The sequence below is a fragment of the Streptomyces sp. NPDC004284 genome (assembly GCF_042874035.1).
Taxonomy (GTDB): Bacteria; Actinomycetota; Actinomycetes; order Streptomycetales; family Streptomycetaceae; genus Streptomyces.
Map to the genome: position 1 here is coordinate 30,554 of NZ_JBIAMJ010000018.1, position 19,015 is coordinate 49,568.

General features: G+C 71.6%; 17 protein-coding genes. 7 read left to right on the top strand and 10 right to left on the bottom strand.

What is annotated here, in order from left to right:
- Positions 1–87 precede the first annotated feature (87 nt).
- Positions 88–1,590, bottom strand: coding sequence for a phage/plasmid primase, P4 family (locus ACFYUS_RS32645; protein WP_388860355.1), 1,503 nt, complete (start codon positions 1,588–1,590; stop codon positions 88–90).
- A gap of 620 nt (positions 1,591–2,210) precedes the next feature.
- On the opposite strand from ACFYUS_RS32645, the gene ACFYUS_RS32650 reads away from it, so the two are divergent.
- The 4 genes from ACFYUS_RS32650 to ACFYUS_RS32665 all read left to right on the top strand — a co-directional run bounded on the left by ACFYUS_RS32650 (position 2,211) and on the right by ACFYUS_RS32665 (position 5,219).
- Positions 2,211–2,639 (top strand): Ohr family peroxiredoxin, encoded by a 429-nt coding sequence (locus ACFYUS_RS32650; RefSeq protein ID WP_388860358.1) that lies wholly within the window; start codon positions 2,211–2,213, stop codon positions 2,637–2,639.
- A 112-nt stretch (positions 2,640–2,751) separates the two neighbouring features.
- Positions 2,752–2,931: a hypothetical protein gene (locus ACFYUS_RS32655; RefSeq protein ID WP_388860361.1), complete on the top strand. Its 180-nt coding sequence runs from the start codon at positions 2,752–2,754 to the stop codon at positions 2,929–2,931.
- A 249-nt stretch (positions 2,932–3,180) separates the two neighbouring features.
- On the top strand, positions 3,181–4,620 hold the full coding sequence (locus tag ACFYUS_RS32660; protein ID WP_388860364.1) for a dihydrolipoyl dehydrogenase family protein: 1,440 nt from the start codon (positions 3,181–3,183) through the stop codon (positions 4,618–4,620).
- The gene (locus ACFYUS_RS32665; RefSeq protein WP_388860367.1) at positions 4,617–5,219 is read left to right on the top strand and encodes a GPP34 family phosphoprotein; all 603 of its coding nucleotides are present in this window, start codon (positions 4,617–4,619) and stop codon (positions 5,217–5,219) included. The genes ACFYUS_RS32660 and ACFYUS_RS32665 overlap by 4 nt, the downstream gene beginning before the upstream one ends.
- Positions 5,220–5,412: 193 nt before the next feature.
- Here the strand turns inward: ACFYUS_RS32665 and ACFYUS_RS32670 are convergent, their stop codons facing one another.
- Both ACFYUS_RS32670 and ACFYUS_RS32675 read right to left on the bottom strand, forming a co-directional pair.
- Positions 5,413–5,967 (bottom strand): hypothetical protein, encoded by a 555-nt coding sequence (locus ACFYUS_RS32670; protein WP_388860370.1) that lies wholly within the window; start codon positions 5,965–5,967, stop codon positions 5,413–5,415.
- Positions 5,968–6,145: 178 nt separating this feature from the next.
- Entirely contained in the window at positions 6,146–6,922 is a 777-nt protein-coding gene (locus ACFYUS_RS32675) for an MBL fold metallo-hydrolase (RefSeq protein ID WP_388860373.1), read from the bottom strand.
- A gap of 388 nt (positions 6,923–7,310) precedes the next feature.
- Here ACFYUS_RS32675 and ACFYUS_RS32680 point away from each other — a divergent pair, with 388 nt between their 5' ends.
- The gene (locus ACFYUS_RS32680; protein ID WP_388860377.1) at positions 7,311–7,889 is read left to right on the top strand and encodes a sigma-70 family RNA polymerase sigma factor; all 579 of its coding nucleotides are present in this window, start codon (positions 7,311–7,313) and stop codon (positions 7,887–7,889) included.
- A gap of 153 nt (positions 7,890–8,042) precedes the next feature.
- Here the strand turns inward: ACFYUS_RS32680 and ACFYUS_RS32685 are convergent, their stop codons facing one another.
- The 5 genes from ACFYUS_RS32685 to ACFYUS_RS32705 all read right to left on the bottom strand — a co-directional run bounded on the left by ACFYUS_RS32685 (position 8,043) and on the right by ACFYUS_RS32705 (position 13,636).
- Complete coding sequence (locus tag ACFYUS_RS32685; protein WP_388860380.1) at positions 8,043–8,906, bottom strand: hypothetical protein; 864 nt, start codon at positions 8,904–8,906, stop codon at positions 8,043–8,045.
- A gap of 407 nt (positions 8,907–9,313) precedes the next feature.
- Positions 9,314–10,516, bottom strand: coding sequence for an ABC transporter permease (locus tag ACFYUS_RS32690; protein WP_388860383.1), 1,203 nt, complete (start codon positions 10,514–10,516; stop codon positions 9,314–9,316).
- A 59-nt stretch (positions 10,517–10,575) separates the two neighbouring features.
- Positions 10,576–11,292, bottom strand: a complete 717-nt coding sequence (locus ACFYUS_RS32695; protein ID WP_388860386.1) for an ABC transporter ATP-binding protein — start codon at positions 11,290–11,292, stop codon at positions 10,576–10,578.
- 11 nt (positions 11,293–11,303) lie between these two features.
- On the bottom strand, positions 11,304–12,707 hold the full coding sequence (locus ACFYUS_RS32700; RefSeq protein ID WP_388860389.1) for a Tat pathway signal protein: 1,404 nt from the start codon (positions 12,705–12,707) through the stop codon (positions 11,304–11,306).
- Positions 12,704–13,636 (bottom strand): hypothetical protein, encoded by a 933-nt coding sequence (locus tag ACFYUS_RS32705; RefSeq protein WP_388860392.1) that lies wholly within the window; start codon positions 13,634–13,636, stop codon positions 12,704–12,706. The genes ACFYUS_RS32700 and ACFYUS_RS32705 overlap by 4 nt, the downstream gene beginning before the upstream one ends.
- 210 nt (positions 13,637–13,846) lie before the next feature.
- Between ACFYUS_RS32705 and ACFYUS_RS32710 the strand changes: the two genes are divergently transcribed.
- Positions 13,847–14,392: a SigE family RNA polymerase sigma factor gene (locus ACFYUS_RS32710; RefSeq protein ID WP_388860395.1), complete on the top strand. Its 546-nt coding sequence runs from the start codon at positions 13,847–13,849 to the stop codon at positions 14,390–14,392.
- Complete coding sequence (locus ACFYUS_RS32715) at positions 14,376–15,107, top strand: hypothetical protein (RefSeq protein ID WP_388860398.1); 732 nt, start codon at positions 14,376–14,378, stop codon at positions 15,105–15,107. Before ACFYUS_RS32710 ends, ACFYUS_RS32715 begins: the two co-directional genes overlap by 17 nt.
- Positions 15,108–15,134: 27 nt before the next feature.
- Here the strand turns inward: ACFYUS_RS32715 and ACFYUS_RS32720 are convergent, their stop codons facing one another.
- Together ACFYUS_RS32720 and abc-f are read right to left on the bottom strand one after the other, a co-directional pair.
- Positions 15,135–16,793 (bottom strand): ABC-F family ATP-binding cassette domain-containing protein, encoded by a 1,659-nt coding sequence (locus ACFYUS_RS32720; RefSeq protein WP_388860400.1) that lies wholly within the window; start codon positions 16,791–16,793, stop codon positions 15,135–15,137.
- A 79-nt stretch (positions 16,794–16,872) separates the two neighbouring features.
- Positions 16,873–18,507: a ribosomal protection-like ABC-F family protein gene (gene abc-f / locus ACFYUS_RS32725; protein WP_388860403.1), complete on the bottom strand. Its 1,635-nt coding sequence runs from the start codon at positions 18,505–18,507 to the stop codon at positions 16,873–16,875.
- Positions 18,508–19,015 lie beyond the last annotated feature (508 nt).

Here is a 19,015-nt window from a genome sequence, read left to right on the forward strand (position 1 = left end):
CGCCTGCGGCGTCCGCTCGCCATCGTAGAGGGCGCGACAACGGCGGTGTAGGACCACGTCATGGGAAGAACGGGGGTACGACGGTCGTCACGGGGCCTCCAGCAGCGCGATGCCCGGGTAGTACTTCCGGCCGTTCGACTTGATCATGTCGGTGGGGGAGGCCACCCCCACTTCCTGGCGGACACGGTTGGCGAAGGCGCGCGCGGTCTCGGGCCGGATGCCTTCCCCGGTGTGACACCAGGAGCTGTACTCCGTGTAGAGCAGCCCTTGTTCCGCCCGCAGGTCCTTGCCGAGGCCGCCGTCACGCGTGCAGCGTTCGGACAGGAAGCGGCCGATGTGGTCCTCCGTGGCGGCGTAGGCCGTGGTGGCGATCCGGACCCTGGCCGGGCCCTCCAGCGGGTCCCTGGTGCGCAGATAGCGCCGCGCACCCTCGATGAGCCAGTGCAGGATCCCCGGGCCTTCGTCGCGGACCAGTTCGAAGGCGAGGTTGTCGATCCTGCGGTGCGCCGGAACGGTGCGGGTGAAGGGCAGCAGGCGGATGCGCCGCCAGAACGCGAAACCGCCCGTGGAGACCTCGGGATGGTGGTTGCCGAGGAGCCACAGGTGGTGGGTCGGCGTGAACGAGAAGTAGTCCTGCCGCATGCGCCGCGCCTTGATCCTGTCCCCACCCGTCAGGAGCCGTACGCGCGCCTCGTCGAACCTGTCGTTCGGCTTCAGCTCGCTGCACACGATCAGGCGGCGCCCGTGCAGTTCGGTCAGCTCCGTGGAGTGCTCCGAGACCGCACCGCGGTCCATCAGGAAGCCCGGTGGAGCGGCGTCCGCGTAGTCACCGAGTATCTGGACCATGATGTCGAGCAGTACGGACTTGCCGTTCTTGCCCTCGCCGTGGAGGAAGGGCAGCACCTGGGCGCCCACGTCGCCCGTGATCGAGTAGCCGAGCAGCAGGTGCAGGAAGTCGATCATCTCCCGGCCCTCGTCGTCGTCCCCGAAGGTGTCGGCGAGGAACCGGTGCCAGCGGGGCGTCTCCACGCCCTGAGGGCTCACCGTGGTGGCGCGGGAGTGCAGGTCGCGGGCGGGGTCGGGCGGGCGGAGGCGTCCGGTGCGCAGGTCGACCACGCCGGCGGGGGTGCACAGGGCGTAGGGATCGGCGTCCAGTCTGTCGGGGCTCACCGACATGTCGGGAGCGGCCTTGGCCTGTGACAGGAGCGCCTTCAGTCCGGCCGTCGACAGGCTGCGCCGCTTGTGCCGCGCGAGCTCGTGGTCGCTGTGGATCCCCCGCGGGTCCGTGGAGGGGATGTCCTCGGCCATCTCCCCGGCCGCCCACAGCGCGTCCTTCTCCCCTCCGCCGCGCCTCCACCGGTAGCCGTCCCAGGAGAACCAACCGAGGCCTTCCACATGGCGGAACTGGTTGCGATGGAGGCGTACGAAGAGCTGCGCGTTCCCGCGGTCCGAGAGGGAGGGAGGGAACAGCGGCGCCACCTGGGAGGTCTGTCCGGCAGGCCCAGCGGCCGCCGGCTCCGGGTACTCCAGATCGAGCATCCGCTGAACGGCCGCCCGCGGATCGAGGACCAGTGAGGCTTCGCTGCTCATGGACGTCCTTCGTGGAGAGCGTCGCGAGCGATCACCGTGATCACGCGGCTGTCATGTTCGCATGGCACGGGAATCGTCCTTGTCACTTCTGTTCGCCCGAATACTGCACACACCTGACGTGGGAAGCAGTACGTGTCAGGGACTGAAGGGACCCTGATGCGAGGAGAGTGTAATGCTCATCCTTGAAAAATGTATCTCTTCGGCCCGGATGACGTTTCTCTGCGTTCGCCGGCTCCTCGGTGATGCCCCACCGCGTGTTTCTCCTCTGGTCGACAGGTTGGTGTGAGGGGATGATATTCGCAGGTCAGAGGCGGTGTGGACTCCTGCTGCAGGGCCCGTCGTACGGCAGCGCGCCGTCCGGCTGCGGAGCTCCGCGCGGCTTCGGCGGCCGGAGGAGGTGTGCGTGTCGGGCGTGGGCCGAACCGGGGCCCTTGCGGGAAGGTGCCGTGGGGTCGACAGCGAACCGGATGAAACACGTGTGAGGGATACGGGGTGGGGAACCGTCTTGACGGGTGATGCATGCGCTGCCATGATTACGTCACCTCCTCAACCGGTGACGAAAGCGGATCCGGATCAGGAGGTGTCCCACGACCTCTTGACCCAGATGGGGAGCATCAGCCATGGCAACCACCTACACCGCCCAGGTCAGCGTCGACGGAGAGGGCCGCAACGGCGGCCACGTCCGCTCCTCCGACGGTCTGCTGGAGACCAGCCTCGGTCTCCCCAAGGAGCTGGGCGGTGCCGGCACCGCGACCAACCCCGAGCAGCTTCTGGCGGCCGGCTGGGCCGCCTGCTTCCTCGGAGCCCTGCGCCGTGCCGCGACCCTGCGCAAGATCCGGCTGACCAGTACCAGCATCACGGCCGAGGTCACCCTCACCCACGGCGACGACGACACGTTCTCCCTCTCCGCGGTCCTCAACCCCGTGCTCGGCGGTGTGGACCAGGAGACCGCCGAGACACTCGCCCAGGCCGCCCACCAGATCTGCCCCTACTCCAAGGCCACGCGTGACAACGTCCCCGTCGTCATCAACGCCAGCGCCGCAGCCTGACCGGCCACTTCCCTCAGACCGCGGGCCCCGTGTCCCCCGCGCGGGGCCCGCTCCTCTCCGTTCCGCCCACCCCACCTACTTGCGAGGGCAGGACATGATCTTCAGAACGCGTATGCGCACCGACGGACGCCGACGGCCCGTCCGCGCCTCCGCCGCCGCTGTCTCCCAGGACCGGGCGATCCGGGCGGCGCCGCGCGAGGAGATCCGGTGGTCCACCGACACCCAGGTGTGGAGCTGGGCGCTGAGCGTGGCTTACGTCGGCTACAGCCCGCATTCCTCCCACCTCCGCTGACGGAAGCGGAACACCACCGTCAGGTGACGGATGCCGGGCCCGTCACCGGCGGCCGACAGTGGAGCGTGACGCGGAGGGGGCAGGTCACATGCCCGGCGCGTGTTCCCCGTGCCGGCCGACCTCGACGGCGGCGAGGGGTTCCTCCGGGGAGATCACGGAACGCGTCCCCGGCCGATGGGCCCCGGCCCGTCCCCGGCGCCCACCCGCCGCGCATCGGCCCCCGGACCCCATCCCACCATCGGAGGACAGATGACCACCGAGAACATCCGCACCTATGACGTCATCGTGATCGGCGCAGGGCCGGTCGGCGAGAACGTCGCGGACCGCACCACCGCGGCCGGTCTGAGCACCGTCCTCGTGGAGAGCGAACTGGTCGGCGGAGACTGCTCGTACTGGGCCTGTGAACCCAGCAAGGCCCTTCTGCGCCCGGCGCTTCTTCGCGCCGACGCCGTGCACGTCCCGGGAATCGATCCCTCCGTCAAGAACCCCCTGGACGTCGAAGCAGTCCTGGCCCACCGCGATCGCATGTCCGCCGACTGGAACGACGACGGGCAGGTCGAATGGGTCAAGTCGGCCGGCATCGAACTGCTGCGCGGACACGGGCGTCTGACGGGCGAGCGTGAGGTGTCGGTGGAGACCCCGGACGGCGACACCGTCCGGTTGCGCGCGCGGCACGCCGTGGCCGTGTGCACCGGCAGCCGAGCCGACCTGCCGCCGCTGCCGGGCATCGAGGCCCTGAAGCCCTGGACCGGCCGGGAGGCGACGAGCGCTCGCCAAGTGCCCCGGCGCCTGGCGGTCGTCGGCGCCGGCGTGGTGGGTGTGGAGATGGCCACCGCCTGGCAGGCGTTGGGCAGTCAGGTGACCCTCCTCGTCCGCGAAGAGGGGCTGTTGCCCCGTATGGAGCCCTTCGCGGGCGAACTCGTCACCGAGCGGCTGCGGGAAGCCGGTGCGGACGTGCGGTTCCAGGTCTCGGTCGTCGCAGCGGAGCGGGCAGGCGACGGAGAGGTCCGGATCGCCCTTTCGGACGGCGCTGAAGTCGTCGCCGACGAGGTCCTCTTCGCCACCGGCCGCGCCCCGCGCTCGGAGGACATCGGGCTCGACGCCGTGGGACTCGTCCCGGGCGACTGGATGGCCACCGACGACAGTCTGACGGTCACCGCCGTCCCCGGGGACTGGCTGTACGCCGTCGGGGACGTCAACCGCAGGGCGCTCTTCACCCATCAGGGCAAGTACCAGGCCCGCATAGCCGGTGCCGTGATGGTCGCCCGTGCCCGTGGCGAGCGGCTGGAGACCGGGCGCTGGGCGCCGCACAGCGGGACGGCCGACACGGACGCCGTTCCGGGTGTCGTCTTCACCGACCCCGAGATCGCCTCCGTGGGACTGACCGTCCGCGAGGCCGAGCGCACCGGCCGGGACGTCGAAGTCGTGGACTACGAGATCGGGCTCCTCGCGGGCGCCCTCCAGTACCGCCCCGACTACCGGGGCAAGGCCCGCGTCCTCATCGACCGCGACCGCCAGGTCGTCGTCGGTGCCACGTTCGCCGGGCCCGGTGTCGGCGAACTGCTGTACTCGGCCACCGTCGCCCTCACCGGGGAGGTGCCCGTCGAGCGCCTCTGGCACGCGGTACCCGCGTTCCCCACGATCAGCGAGGTGTGGCTGCGCCTGCTGGAGACCAGGAGGGACTCATGACCACCGCACGCGATCTCGCGCTCTTCGTCCTGAGCCTGCCGCCCGAACGCGCCGTGGAGCAGGGAGACCTCTCCCTCGCGCTGGCGGGGGCCGAAGCGGTCGACCTGTTGAAGAACGGGTCGCTGGCCCTGGACGGCGACCGCATGGCGCCCCGCTCCGACAGGGGCACGGGCGACCGTCTGCTGGACCAGGCCCTCGCCTCGGCCGTCCGGCAACAGTCGTGGCAGACGATCCAGAGCTGGCTGTGGCGCCGTGGCAAAGACCTCGCGGAGACCTACGCCCGGGATCTGGAACGAACCGGTCGCCTCGTCCGGCCGCGGGGACAGTGCCTCTGGCTGGGGGCTGTGCGGCCGCTGAGGGCCGACCCGTCCGAGCGCGGCCGGGTGAGGCTCCTCGTCCCGGGCGATCCGGTGCTCGTCGCTCTGACGGGCTTCCTGGGAATCGGCGACTTCGAGCGGGACACGGTCGGCGATGCCGGCGGGGACCCTTCCGTGGCGACCGTGCTGGCTGCCGTCGGGGAAGCGGTGACCGAGCTGGAGGCCGTACGGCTGAGGCGGGGCGTCGAGGCCGAAGCGTTCGACAACATGTGGCGGGCTTAGGCCGGGGCGCGGCCTCGCGCGCTCCACCGCCCGCTCATGCCGAACCGGGCACGGGCTGCCCGCTGTCGGCCGGGGCGGGCAGCCCGCGGCCGGACGGACCGACGTCTTCGGCAGGCGGGACCGGGGGCGCCGGTCGACAAGGCACACGTGGTGCACCCCCGGAGTTCCGCCGCGGTCGGGACGTGCGGACGCGTCAGTTGGCCGAGTCCGACTCGACGACGGTGTACATGACGGAACGCTGCTGCTTGTGGCGCTCGATGCGTCCCTTGGCGACCAAGGACTCGAGGGTGTTGCGCACCACCTGCGGCGTCGGGTTGCGGTCCGGGTGGTCCGCCAGCAGCTCGTCCCGCAGTTCCTTCGCCAGGCGCGGTCCGTCGTGCTTGCCGAGCAGTTCCAGCAGGAGGTCACCGAGCAGGGGCTGGCGCGACTTCCCCTTCGCGCCTGCCTTCGCCTTGCCACCCGTCGGGGCCTTGGCGGAGCCCGAGCGACGTGCGTGGGTACCAGTCGAGGCCCGCTTCGTCTTCGTACCGACGGGCTCGTCCTGCAGCTGCTCGGGCAGCCGGGACGGGTCCGCGAAACCCTCGTACCGCTGGGCGAGATTCAGGATGTCCGTCAGGAGGGCCTCCTCCTGCTTCAGCACCGCGATCTGTTCCGTCAGCTTCTGCTGTCGACGGCGGTTCTCCTCCAGGTCCGACGCGGCTTGGTCCACCAGCCGCGATCGGAGGGCGGCGGATGACTGGTTGGTCACAACCGTTTCACTCCCTCGATATGAATGTTGCTGCGCATGCTACCCATGCCCGGGTCCCCAGCGTAGATAAGTGTCGATGCCAGAGCTACGTACAAGCATGTTCACCTTTCAGAATAATCTCCGATGCGCCGATGTATGGAGCGAGCAGCGGTTTCCTTCGGCGGTCGCGGGCGGTGACTCACGGGCCAGGTGTGGACAGGGCGTGTTCGCGGGCCGTCTCGGCGGCCCTCTTCGCCGAACCACGGTGCAGGGGGCCGTGACCGGGGAGCAGCACGTCGGCGTCCACACCTTCGATGAGGGCCAGGGAGTCGAGGGCACGGGACCGGTCGGTGTGGAACATGGAGGGAAGTAGCTGCGGTCCGCTGATCCGCGAGGTGGGGTGCGCGGTCACCAGGGCGTCGCCCGTGACCAGGACGCCGCTGTCGGCGAGGACGTACGCGCAATGGCCACGCGTGTGGCCCGGTGTGTGTACGGGAGTGGGGCCGCCGGGCAGGTCGAGCGGTCCTGTCGAAGGGAAGGCCTGCGGGCTCGCGACGGGGACGTGGGCGGTTCCTCCGGCGCGCAGGGCGTGGACGGCCCAGGGGAGCACCCCGGGCCGCCAGGCCTGTGCGAGGACCTGTCCGACGGACACCTGATCGAGGAAGTCACGGCGTGCGTGCGGCACCTCCTCCTGGTGCATCAGGACGGGGACGCCGTACTCGGCGCGCAGGTACTCGGCCGCGCCGATGTGGTCGTTGTGCGCGTGGGTGACCAGAACGGCGGCCACGGACCGGGGGTGCAGCCCGACCGCCTCCAACGAGGCCAGGACGGCATCGCGATCTCCGGGGTAGCCGGTGTCGACGAGTGTGCAGCTGTCGCCGTCCTTGACGATCACCCAGTTGGTGTTGCTTCCGGAGACCGAATGGACACCGCTCGCGACGCGGACGATGTCGTCGTCGCGCAGAACCTTCGGCATGGTGGTGCTGATCCTCTCCTTGCCGCGTCCCCTCGCCGGGGCCGCGGTGACTTCACCCCATCGTGTCATGTGTGCGCAAGAAGTGGGCAAACTCGCACACGTATCTCGGGGAAGGTTTGCGAGTATGGACACCGGAAGGTGTACCCGTCTCGCCTCCCCCGGTAGCGGATTCGACGAGTGGATCAGGAAAATGCCTGCTCAGAGTAGTTGCGTCGCCTCCCCTGACGGCCTGCTCGCCCCCATATGTCCGTCGGGCGGCGGCTCGGCACCCCAGCGGCACGAACGCGCCGGCTCTCCGGCACGCGTCCGTGCCTACAGTTCACACGTGGGGGCCGCATCCGGCCCCTGGACAGATGCGGGACAGAGAACCAGGACGGTTCAGAACACGATGGCCACACCCCTCACGGAGACGTCCCGGTCCGAACTGCTCGGCACGATCATGCGGGAGCACCGGGACGCACTCGTCTCGTACGCCGAGAAGATGCTGGGCGATCACGGGCTTGCCGAGGACATCGTTCAGGAGACCGTCGTCCGCGCCTGGCGGAACATCGACCGCCTGCACGGAATGGACGGATCCGTCCGCGGCTGGCTCTTCACCGTCACCCGGAACCTGGTCATCGACTGGGTGCGCAAGCCGCACGCCCGCAGAGAGGCCATCGGGGTCACCTACAGCGAGCCTGTTTCGCGTGCCGACGGCACCGACGCGGTGCACGACGCCCTGATGGTCCGCCCGTTACTGGACCGGCTGTCTCCCGAACACCGCGCCGTGCTCGTCCACATCTACCTCTGCGACCGCAGCATCAACGAGACCGCCGGCATCCTCGGAGTGCCGACGGGCACCGTCAAGAGCCGCCAGCACAACGCCCTGCGCAAGCTGCGCGAGGTCGTGCGGCCCGAGCCGGCCCGGCCCGCACCTCCTGTGACCGGGCCCCGTGCGGCGGCCGTTCCACCGGGTACGTCCCGGTGAGGTCGGCCGCCGGGACCCGGCCGCGGCGCACCGCACGCATGGCTGCGTAGGCGAGAGCGGAGAGCGTTTGTCTCTGGGTGCGGAGAGCACCGGCCTGTCGTGGATGCCTGAAGTGTCGGCGGGATCTGGGAGCCGTTGGGCGTGTCGGGCTGGCTAGGAGAGTGTTCCGCCTCGGATCGCTGTCACGGCCAGATAGATCACGAACGCGATCCCGCCAAGCCCGAGGAGGAAGAAGCAGGGCCCCAGGGTGATGTCGAAGAGGCGCGAGGACGGGTCCTGGAGTACGACCACGTCCGATGGGTCCCGCGGGCCGTAGCCGGCCTGGACGGACGGGGCGGTGCTCGGGTGGGAGAAGACACGCGTGGTGCCGGTGCCGTCCGTGTACCGGTACGTCCCCGGGTCGTCCGCCTGCACCGCGTCAACGGTTACGCCGTGCCTGCGCAGGCGAGCCTCGTGGAACCACGGCACGACACACACCGCGCCGAGCCACAAGGGCAGGGCAGCCAAGACGCCGAACATCACGATGAACACCGCGCCGGCCACGCCGGTGCGCTCGTCGCCCACGACGGCAGTGGCCAGGGCCAAGGCGAGGACCCCGCCCAGATAACCGAGCATGACCCGACCGAGTCCGCGCCGGTACGTTTCGAGCCAGGTCTTGGTGATCGTGCGGAGGTCGACGAGGGCGCCGCCGTCGATGTCCTCGACTGGTCGAGGCAGCAATGCGTTCACGGCGTCGGCGAAGGTGACAGCCGCGGCCGCGCTCACATCCTCGATCCGGTGGACAGACGGTGTCGCCCCGGCGAGCGCCCTCAGCTCGACCGTGACGCTCCGCGCCTCGGCATGGACACGGGCGATCGCCCTGGTGGGGATCGTCAACTTCTCGCCGGGGCGTTCCAGGAGCAGCCCGTCCTGCTCCGAGCGCAGGACGGTGGCGTCACGTCCCCGCAGGACAGGTATGGAGAATGCGTTCGGCATGAGCAAGATCGTAAGGCGGCCGGTTGCCTGCGACAGGAGCAAGGGCCTTCTCCGCCGCGCAGCACATCCGTGGTCCCGAAGCAAGCACCGAGGCGCTCTCAAAACCCAGCGACATCACTCTCCCGTAGGGAGGGAAGCTCTCGGCGCTGAGCAATGGGCGCTCCCGTAACTCACCAACAGAACCACACGCACGACCGGCGTCGGGCGCGCCCCCGGTCCTCCGGACACGCGCCATGCGCTTCCTTTGGAAACACGTCTGGACACACGTCATGCGCTGAACCTTTCGACCGGCCGTCCCGTTGTCCGGGTGGGGGCTCCGTCGTCAACACGCGGGCGGCGGAGCCGGGACGTGCCTTCTGCTTCCCCCGTAGCGGGAGACCGTCCCCGCGCCGGCGGTCCGAGTCCCAACTCGGGGACCGCCGGCGCGCTCCCGTGGCACGTCCCCACGGTCAGGTCGGCGAGCGCAGAGCGTCCACGGGTTCCAGCCTGGCGGCGCGCAACGACGGGTACAGTCCCGCGAGCAGCCCCACGAGCGCGCCCACCACCGGGGCGCCCAGAGCGAGCCGCGGGTCGAGGACGGGCGTCCACTGCCGGACGCCCGACACGGACACCACGACGGCCACGCCGACGGCCGCCCCCACGACACCGCCCAGGAGTCCTATCGCGGTGGACTCGACGAGGAACTGCCCCGCCACCTGACGCCGGGACGCGCCGAGGGCGCGCCGCAGCCCGATCTCGCCGACCCGTTCCATCACGGTGACGAGCGTGACGTTGGCGATGCCGATGGCGCCGACCACGAGCGAGACCAGCCCGAGGACGAGGAACAGGCCGTTGACGTCCCCCTGCACCCCCGTGCGGGCCTTGGACAGGTCCGGCGGGGCCAGGACGGTCAGGCCCTCCTCGTGGCCGGGCGCCAGGGCTATGGGTGCCTGCCGGGCCACCTGCCGGGCCGCGCCCAGCGACGTGTTCACGAGCACCCGGGACACGTTCTTCAGCCCCATGCGGTCCGCGCCCGTGGTCGGCGGCAGGATGACGGAGGCGGACAGCCGCGACTCGCGCCGGATGCCTTCGAGCACGCCGATCACGGTGAACGACTGTCCCGCGAGGAAGACGGCGGGCGCCCGCCGTACGTCGTCGATGCCGAGGAGCCGGGCGGCCTGGTCGCCGAGAACGGCCACCCGGGCGTGCCGGGCGACGTCGCCCGCGTCGAAGAACCTGCCCGAGGCCATGGTGCCGTGCACCGCGGCCGGCAGGGTCGTGGTGGCCGAGACGACCGCGAGGGTCTGGCCGGTCACCGTGCCCGGCGCGACCACGTCGTTGGTCCTGACCTGGACCGACGTGGTCGCGTCGGACTCCGACAGCGCGGCGGCCGACTCGACGCCCGCCAGGCGCGCCACCGCGTCGGCACCCGACCACGGCACCAGAGCGGGGTCCGTCGAGCCGGGAGCCCGGACGGGCACCACCACCGACACCGAGGTGGCGGTGAGGGCGTCGAAGCGGCCGACGATCTGGTTCGCCGCCGTCGAGGCGACACCGATCGTGATCACGAGGGTGCCGATGCCGAGCACCGTGCCCAGCGTGGTCAGCGCCGAGCGCACCGGTCGCGCGAGCACACCGGCCAGCGCCTCGGACCACAGGTCCCGGGGGTCCATCCTCGGGCGGTCGTGGCGGGGTCCGCGGCGCGTCGTGCGGAAAGCACGGGCAAGGCCCCTCATACGGGCTCCTGACCGAGCCGGCCGTCGCGGAGGTGCACCCGCCTGCCCGCACGCGCGCTCACCGCGTCGTCATGCGTGATCACCAGCAGCGTCATGTCCTGCTCCTGGAGCGTGTCGAAGAGCGCCAGCACCGACTCGGTGTTCTCTCCGTCGAGGTTGCCGGTCGGCTCGTCGCACAGCAGCAGGGCGGGCTCGCCCAGCAGGGCGCGGGCGATGGCCACCCGCTGCCGTTCACCACCGGACAGCCGACCGGGCAGGAAGCCGACGCGGTGGCCGAGCCCGACCCGGGCCAGCGCCTCGCGGGCCCGCTCCCGCCGGGTGCCGCGCCCCCGACCCGGCCTCGGAGCCCGGTAGGTCTCCGCCAGCATCACGTTCTCCTCCACGGTCCGGTACGGCAGCAGGTGGAAGGACTGGAAGACGAAACCGATCCGGCTGCCGCGCAGTGCCGTGCGCTCCAGGTCGCCGAGGTCGCCGGTGAGCACGCCGTCCAGCCAGTACGCGCCCGACGTGGGCCGGTCGAGGAGACCCAGGACGTTCAGCAGCGTCGACTTCCCGGACCCCGAAGGGCCGACGACCGACACGTGCTCCCCGCGGCGGACCGTCAGATCCACCTCGCGCAGGGCCCGCACCGGGGGTTCGGAGTCGAAGACCCGGCCGACCGACTCCAGACGTATGACGACGTCCGCGTCCGGTGCCCCGGGCGCCGGCCCCACGGTCCCGCGCCTCACTGCCCGACCACCACCTGGTCGCCCTCGCCGAGCGGTACGTCGCGCGGGGTCACCTCGACCTGGCCGGCGGCGGACAGCCCCGGAGTGACGGGCACGTCGACGATCCGCCCGCCGCGCAGCACCCGTACCCGGGCCTGCCCGTCGGCGGACGTGCGGACCGCCGCCACGGGCACCACCAGGACGGCGCCCTTGGAGGAGCCGAGGTCGACGGTGGCCTTGACGGCCGCCCCCGCCTGGTCCTTGAGCACGCCGGGTTCGGGCACCGAGACGGCCACCGGCACCGGAGCCTCCGAACCGGCGCCGTCACCCGCCGCCCCTCCGTCCCGGCCCGCGACGCCGCCGGTGGCGCTTCCCGCGGCACCGCCGACCCTCGCGACCACACCGGTGACCTGCCGGCCGTCCGTCGTCTCGACCCGGGCCGGCATGCCCTGGCGCAACTGGGCGGCGTCCGCGGCCGGCACCACGGCCTGCACCACGACGTCCGAGCTGGTCACCGTCACGACGGAGCCGTCAGGAGTGTCCCCGAGGTGCACCTTGACCTTGTCGACCCGCACCGGCAGCTCCGGCAGGAACACCACCTCACCGGCCGGCACCCTGGTGCCGTAGGCGGCCAGGAACAGGCTGAGCGTCTTGTTCGCCTGGTCGAGCCGGCTCTTCGCCGACTTCAGCTCCAGGGCACGAGCCGCGTCGGAGGGCGCGGGCGAGGAGGCGCCGCCGCCGTGACCGCCGGCCGTGCCCTGGCCTCCCTGGGCCTGAAGCAGGCCGAGCTGGGCGTCCGTCACCGACTGCTCCAGCTCGCCGCGCTGCTTCTGCTCCTCGGGACCGGGCGCCTGCGCCTCGTATCCCCTGCTCGCGTACCACCGCGTCACGGCGCCCGCAGTGCCCTGGCCGTAGTGTCCGCCGGCGCCCCCGGGATCCTGCCCGACCCTGCGCAGCGCGAGCTGCAACTGGCGTACGTCGTCCCCCGAGGCGCCGGGGCCGAGGGTGCGGTACATGGGCACCTGCCCCCGCAGCACGAACACCGGCCGCCCGCTGACCTGCATCAGGACGCTTCCCTCGGTCAGCACGGCACCCTGCTGCGGCGGTTTCGTCACCAGCGGGGCGGCAGGCCCGTCCGCCGCGGAACCGGAGGACGCGACGGGCCCGGCCAGGGCGACCGACCGGGGCGCGCCGAACTCCACGGTGCCCTGGGCCACCACGGTCGCCGTCAGCTTGCGGCGCTCCACGGCGACCGTGACCGGCCCCGCCTTCGGCGGCTGGTGCGCGGCCGCGGCGTCGGCGGGCGACTGCATGCGCGTCCCGGCGGCCCAGCCGCCCCCTCCGAAGGCGACGACCACCGCGACCATCACCGTGACCTTCCTGCCGCGACCCCAGGGCCCGCGCAGAAGCCGCCGGCTCATCCGGTGACGTCCTGGAAGGGGTGCTGGGCGAGCTTGGGGAAGTACGCCGCCCGGAAGGCCTTGCCACAGGTCAGGTCCTTGCCGGCGAGGTCGATCTCCCGCGTCAGCTTGGAGACGGCCTCCGACTCGTCGACGCTCAGCACACCGCCCTCCGGCGTCTGGGAGCTCACCTGGAACTTCACCATGTCGCCGATGGACGTCGGCTGTGTGGTGGTGACGCCGATGCCTTCCCCGGTCAGGCAGGACGCGTACTGCTGGGCCAGGGACACCAGGTGCGGGTCGCCGTTGAGAGCCTGCTGGGCGTCGAGGGAGCGCTGCCGGTCCTCGGCGTTCTGCCTGTCGATCTCGGCCCGGGACTTCGCCGGCCCGTAGGCCTTCTCGTCCGCCTCCTTCAGGCATCCCGCCTGGACGCGCTTCCCGTTCCTGGTCGTCCTGCCGAAGGCCTCGTCATAGGCCTTTCGCTGGGCGGCGGAGAGCGCGGCGACGTACGCGGCGTTCGGGCTGGTGTCCTTGTCGTCGTAGGCCCGGCTGCCCCACACGTTCGGGTCGTCGCGGTAGACGGCCCCCGCCCAGATCCCGAAGCCGTACTTCTGCCGGTACTTCTTCGCCGCGGCGTAGTCCCGCCCCTCGCCCTCGGCGAGGGGGGTCTGGTCGTTCCGCGTCACGTGCGGGGTGTAGACGAAGCCCTTGGCGCGCATGCAGGCGGCGAGGGCGTTCTGCTCGACGTACTGCTTCCTGGTCTCCTCGTCGGCGTCGGCGGGGACGGACAGTTCGCCGCCCGAGGACGCACCGGCGGAGGGGGCGTCCGAGGGGGACGACGTGTCGGGCATCGCGACGGCGCCGCCGCCGTCGGAGCAGCCCGAGAGCGCGATCACGCCGATCGCCGCCATCAAGGTTCCTGTGGTGAGCGTTCCGAGTCGGACGGTCATGTCGATCCACCAGTCAGCCGTGGTCGTGTGCGGGAACGGATCGCCCCGCCGCCACTCCAACCGGTCGGCGGGGGAGGAGGGAGGTACGCCCGCCCTCGAATGTGACGTGCTTCACGTTTCTCTCTGTGTGTTTCGCGTGTCGCGAGGCAACCGCTCGGGACTCCCACCCGGTTGTAAGCAACAAGAGAAGCCACCTGCAACGGGAGCGGAATGACGACGGCGGGGGAGGAACACCCCAGCTTCGAGGAGTTCGTAGCGGCACGTGGGCCCAGGTTGCTCCGGGTGGCATGGCTGCTCACCGGAGACGCACACCTGGCGGAGGACCTCATGCAGACGGTGCTGGCGAAGGTGTGGCCGAAATGGCACCGCATCGCCGCGGAGAACCCGGAGGCGTATGTGCGCAAGGCGCTGGTCAACACGCACGCGTCGTGGTGGCAGCGACGCTGGCGCGGCGAGATACCGCATGAACACGACCGCATTCCCGACCGGAGCACCGGGACCGGGGATCCGTTCGCCGCGGTCGATCTGGAGCGGTCGCTGTCGCTCGTCGTACGGCGCCTCCCGCCCCGGCAGCGGACGGTGGTGGTGCTGCGGTACTTCGAGCAGCTGAGCATCGAGGAGACCGCGCACGTGATGGGCTGTCGGCCGGGCACCGTGAAGAGCCAGGCGACCAAGGCACTGGCCGCGCTGCGGGCGGCGCTGGCGATCGAGGACGGCGCGTGGGCGGGGAGGGTCCGTCATGGGCACGGTGGCTGAGTGGGAGAGGCCGGACGAGGCGGAGCAGGCGGTGCACCGCCTCCTGGAGGCCGTCGTGCCCTCGCTTCCCGTGCCTGCCGACCGCATGGACCGCATCAGGCACCGGGTACGGCGGCGGCGCAGGCGTGCGGCCGCTGCCGTCGGCGCCGCCGCTTCCGTGGTGACGGCCGCCCTGGCCCTGGCATACGTGGTGGGGGCACCGGGTGCGGGGCGCGACGAACCCGTGGTGACGGCGGCGGCCGGTCCGGCCACCGCACGTCTGCTCGGGCCGGACCGGCCGGTGACGGTCGAACTGCCGAAGGGCTGGCATGCGGTGTCCCTGCGGGACGCGCGCCACTCACCCCTGGCGTTCGTCTCCTCCCAGCCCGTGTCCCAGCCCGCGGCGGGCGGCTGTGTGGCGGGAAGGCGTGACCTGCTGCGCATGTGCAGTCCCGTCTCCCGGCTGGCCGAGGGAGGCGTTCTCGTCGTTCTGTGGCCCCTCGACGAGCCACAGCCGGGGACCGGTGCGGATGTTCCGCTCACGATGACCGACGCCGATCCGGCCGACCTGTGCGCGGATGCGGGAGCGGACAGTGCCACGACCGGGCACGGCCGCGCCCGCTCGTCCTCGGCCGGGTCCGTCGACGTGTGGATCACCGTGTGCCGGCGCGGTGCGGCCTCCGGGACGAGCGCGGCCGCCATGGAGCTGCTGGACCGGGCGTTCGCCGGAGCGTAGGGAGGCCGCACTCCTTCGGGAGCGGGGTCAGGACCCGACCGAGGTCACCTCCCGTCCTCGGTCGCGTCCGGGCTCCAACCGGAGCTCGCGCCCCTGCCAACGGCGCCGCAGCCAGCGGTCGTGGCTGGCGACCACGATCGCGCCCGGCCCGCCGCCCCAGGCCTCCTCCAGCTCGTCGCACAGGCGGGGCGAGAGGTGGTTGGTCGGTTCGTCGAGCAGCAGCAGCTGCGGAGGGCGCGCCACGAGGAGTGCCAGAGCCAGGCGACGGCGCTGCCCCACGGACAACCGGCCGACCGGCTTGTCCAGGTCGGCCTCGTGCATCAGGCCCAGCGACTCCAGCGGCACCTTCTCCGCCCGCACCTCGCCCAGCGACAGCGCGTACGTGTCGCGGACCGTGCGCTCGGGCCGTTCGAAGACGGTGTCCTGGGTGAGCAGCCCCACCGTCAGCTCGCGCCGCCTGCGCACCTCCCCTTCGGCCGCGAGACCTCCGGCGAGCACGGCGAGCAGCGTCGACTTGCCCGCCCCGTTGCCGCCCGTGACCAGCAGACGGTCGGTCGCCGCCACCTCCAGACCGTCCAGCGCCAGCCGGCCCGGCACCCGTACGCCGCGCAGGGCCACCAAGGGGCGCGGCCCTTCGGACGACCGGGCCGCCAGGTCCCCGGCGGCGAACCGCAGGGGAAGCGGCGGTGCGGCGACCTGGGCGCGCTCCAGCTCCTCCAGCCGCCGCGTGGCGTCGCGCACCCGGCGCGAGATCGAGTTCTGGACGCGGCCGGCCCGGTGGCCGTAGCCCATCTTCTCGTTGTCGGTGCGGCCGCGGTCGGGGGCGACCCGGTGCGCGGTCACGCCCGCCGCCCGGCGCAGCTCGTCCAGCTCCCGCTGCTCCTCGGCGTACCGCCGCTCCCAGCGCTCCCGCTCGGCGTGCTTCGCGGACAGGTAGGCGCTGTAGTCGCCGCCGTAGCGCACCGGGCCGTCCACCGCCGGGTCGAGGTCGATCAGGTCGGTGCAGACGGCGTCGAGGAACGCCCGGTCGTGGCTGGCGATCACCACGGTGCCGGGCATGCCGCGGACCTGTTCCTCCAGGAAGGCCGCCGCGTCGTCGTCGAGGTGGTTGGTCGGCTCGTCGAGGAGCAGCGCCGACGGCCGCCGTACGAGGAGCGCGGCCAGGGCCAGCCGGCCGCGCTGCCCTCCGGAGAGCGACCCGAGCGTGCGGTCGTGTCCGACCGTGCCGAGGCCCAGGCCGTCGAGGACCAGGGCGGCACGGCGGTCGGCGTCCCAGGACTCCCGGTCCTGTGCCTGTTCCAGGCGTCTGCCGTACGCCTCCAGGAGTTCCTGATGGCCGGGGTCGTCCTCCGGGACCCGGGCGAGTTCCGCGCCGAGCCGGTCCAGCTCGGCGAGGTCCTCACGGGCCTCGCGGAGCGCCTCGTCGAGTACCGAGGCGATGGTCGAGCCGGCGTCGAACGGCATCTCCTGGTGGAGGAAGCCGAGGTCGCCGGGGCGGGTGACGCTCCCGGCGTCGGGTTCGTCCACGCCGGCGAGCACCCGCAGCAGGGTGGACTTGCCGACGCCGTTCTCCCCGATCAGGCCGATGCGATGGCCGGGGGAGGCGGTCAGGGAGAAGCCGTCGAGGACCCGGCGGCCGCCGAGGACGCGGACGAGGTCATGGGCGAGCAGAGCGGGTTGGGACATGGGTGTCCGTCCGATGTGAGCGGTGGTCGGCCCGCCGGGCGTACGGCCTCGGGCGCGGGCCATGGCACACACCGGCGCATCACACCGAGGGCGCTCCCGTCTCCTTGAGCACGCCGTCGGCCAGCCGCAGCCAGCGGTTGACCCCGATCTCGGCGAGGAACCGCTCGTCGTGGCTGATCACCATGAAGGCGCCCTGGTAGGAGTTGAGCGCGCTCTCCAGCTGGCCCGCGCTGACCAGGTCGAGGTTGTTGGTCGGCTCGTCGAGCAGCAGCAGGTGCGGTGCCGGTTCGGCGCACAGCACGCAGGCCAGCGTGGCGCGCAGCCGTTCGCCACCGGAGAGCACACCGACCGGCAGGTGGGCCCGGGGGCCCCGGAAGAGGAAGCGGGCGAGCAGGTTCATCCGCTCCGCCTCCGGCCGCTCGGGGGCGAACGCGGCGAAGTTCTCCGCCACCGTGAGGTCCAGGTCAAGGAGGTCCAGGCGCTGCGACAGATAGGCGATCCGGCCGTCGTTGCGCTTGATCTCTCCGCTGTCCGGGGCGAGGTCGCCGGTGATCAGACGCATCAGGGTGGTCTTCCCCGCGCCGTTGGGACCGGTGAGCGCGATGCGCTCCGGGCCCCGGACGGTCAGGTCGACACCACCCGGGGCGAACACGTCCTCGGCGCCCAGGCGCACCTGCATTCCTTCGCCGAGGAACAGGTTGCGGCCGGCGGGCACGCGGGTGTCGGGCAGCTCCAGGGTGAGGCGCTGTTCCTCACGCAGCGCGCGCCCGGCCTCGTCCAGGCGCGCCTTGGCCTCGGTGACCCGGGAGGCGTGCATCTGCCCGGCCCGGCCGGCGGACTCCTGCGCACCGCGCTTCATGTTGCCGGCGAAGATGCGGGGGAGACCGGCGTTCTTGAGGTTCTTGGCCGCGTTGCTCGCCCGGCGGTCGGCGCGTTCGCGGGCCTGCTGCAGTTCCCGCTTCTCCCGCTTGAGTTCCTGCTCGGCGTTGCGGACGTTCTTCTCGGCGACCTCCTGCTCGGCGCGGACGGCCTCCTCGTACTCGGTGAAGTTGCCTCCGTACAGGCGCAGTTCGTCGCTGCCGAGTTCGGCGATGCGGTCCATGCGGTCGAGCAGGGCGCGGTCGTGGCTGACCAGGAGCAGGCAGCCGTTGAAGTCCGAGAGGACGTCGTAGAGCTTGTGCCGGGCCCCCAGGTCGAGGTTGTTGGTGGGCTCGTCGAGCAGCAGCACGTCGGGACGCTTGAGCAGCTGGGCGGCGAGGCCCAGGGAGACGACCTGGCCGCCGCTGAGCGTGCTGAGACTGCGGTCCAGGGCGAGGTCGGCCAGGCCGAGGCGGTCGAGCTGGGCGCGGGTGCGCTCCTCGATGTCCCAGCCGTCGCCGATGGTGGTGAAGTGCTCCTCGGCGACGTCGCCGGACTCGACGGCGTCCAGGGCGCGGATGACCTCGGCGATGCCGAGCACCTCGGCGACCGTGAGGTTCGCCGTCAGGGGCAGGCTCTGCGGGAGGTAGCCGAGCGTGCCGCCGACGGACACCGAGCCCGCGCCCGGCTTGAGTTCGCCGGCGATCAGCTTGAGCAGGGTGGACTTGCCGGAGCCGTTGGGCGCGACCAGGCCCGTACGGCCGGGGGGCACGCTGAAGGACAGGTTGTCGAAGACGGGGGTGTCGTCGGGCCAGGTGAAAGAGAGGTTCGAGCACACGAGGGCGGCGTCGGACATGAAAGGACCTCGGAGGTGATGAGGGCAGAGCTTGGTCCTCTGCCCTGGGCAGACGGGGATGAAAGGGGTACGACGAAGCGGACCACCTCGGCAGCGCTGCTGAGCGCCGGCCGGTGGCCGTCACATCCGGATCTCACCCGGAGATGTCGTCTTCACCCACCACGTCTGTGTCTCCTCACTGGACAACCAATGTCGTCCGCAAGCGTAGCAGCCCGTCCGCGAAGAGGCCCGCCGACCGGGTGTGAGCGGCCGCGTCGGGGGAGACACGTCCCGTCGAATGACCTAACACGTATCTCACCCGCGGGCCCGCAGGGTGTGGACACGGACCGTCAACTGACTGTTCTCCGGGGCGCGGTGAGCATCCAGAGTGAGAGCCGGTTGTCGACGCGGCGGCAGGACGCCGACCTCCCCAGCGGATCGTGTCCCGTTGCCCCGGGCCACAGGTCCTGCTCTCCGCCCACCACAGGTGTCGCCGCGCGACCCCGTACACGCCTACCTCACGGATGGA

Bases quoted from the DNA above. Each gene is read 5' to 3' on its own strand.
- ACFYUS_RS32645 (WP_388860355.1), bottom strand. From the start codon at position 1,590: ATGAGCAGCGAAGCCTCACTGGTCCTCGATCCGCGGGCGGCCGTTCAG.
- ACFYUS_RS32650 (WP_388860358.1), top strand. From the start codon at position 2,211: ATGGCAACCACCTACACCGCCCAGGTCAGCGTCGACGGAGAGGGCCGC.
- ACFYUS_RS32655 (WP_388860361.1), top strand. From the start codon at position 2,752: ATGCGCACCGACGGACGCCGACGGCCCGTCCGCGCCTCCGCCGCCGCT.
- ACFYUS_RS32660 (WP_388860364.1), top strand. From the start codon at position 3,181: ATGACCACCGAGAACATCCGCACCTATGACGTCATCGTGATCGGCGCA.
- ACFYUS_RS32665 (WP_388860367.1), top strand. From the start codon at position 4,617: ATGACCACCGCACGCGATCTCGCGCTCTTCGTCCTGAGCCTGCCGCCC.
- ACFYUS_RS32675 (WP_388860373.1), bottom strand. From the start codon at position 6,922: ATGCCGAAGGTTCTGCGCGACGACGACATCGTCCGCGTCGCGAGCGGT.
- ACFYUS_RS32680 (WP_388860377.1), top strand. From the start codon at position 7,311: ATGGCCACACCCCTCACGGAGACGTCCCGGTCCGAACTGCTCGGCACG.
- ACFYUS_RS32690 (WP_388860383.1), bottom strand. From the start codon at position 10,516: ATGGACCCCCGGGACCTGTGGTCCGAGGCGCTGGCCGGTGTGCTCGCG.
- ACFYUS_RS32700 (WP_388860389.1), bottom strand. From the start codon at position 12,707: ATGAGCCGGCGGCTTCTGCGCGGGCCCTGGGGTCGCGGCAGGAAGGTC.
- ACFYUS_RS32705 (WP_388860392.1), bottom strand. From the start codon at position 13,636: ATGACCGTCCGACTCGGAACGCTCACCACAGGAACCTTGATGGCGGCG.
- ACFYUS_RS32710 (WP_388860395.1), top strand. From the start codon at position 13,847: ATGACGACGGCGGGGGAGGAACACCCCAGCTTCGAGGAGTTCGTAGCG.
- ACFYUS_RS32715 (WP_388860398.1), top strand. From the start codon at position 14,376: ATGGGCACGGTGGCTGAGTGGGAGAGGCCGGACGAGGCGGAGCAGGCG.
- ACFYUS_RS32720 (WP_388860400.1), bottom strand. From the start codon at position 16,793: ATGTCCCAACCCGCTCTGCTCGCCCATGACCTCGTCCGCGTCCTCGGC.
- abc-f (WP_388860403.1), bottom strand. From the start codon at position 18,507: ATGTCCGACGCCGCCCTCGTGTGCTCGAACCTCTCTTTCACCTGGCCC.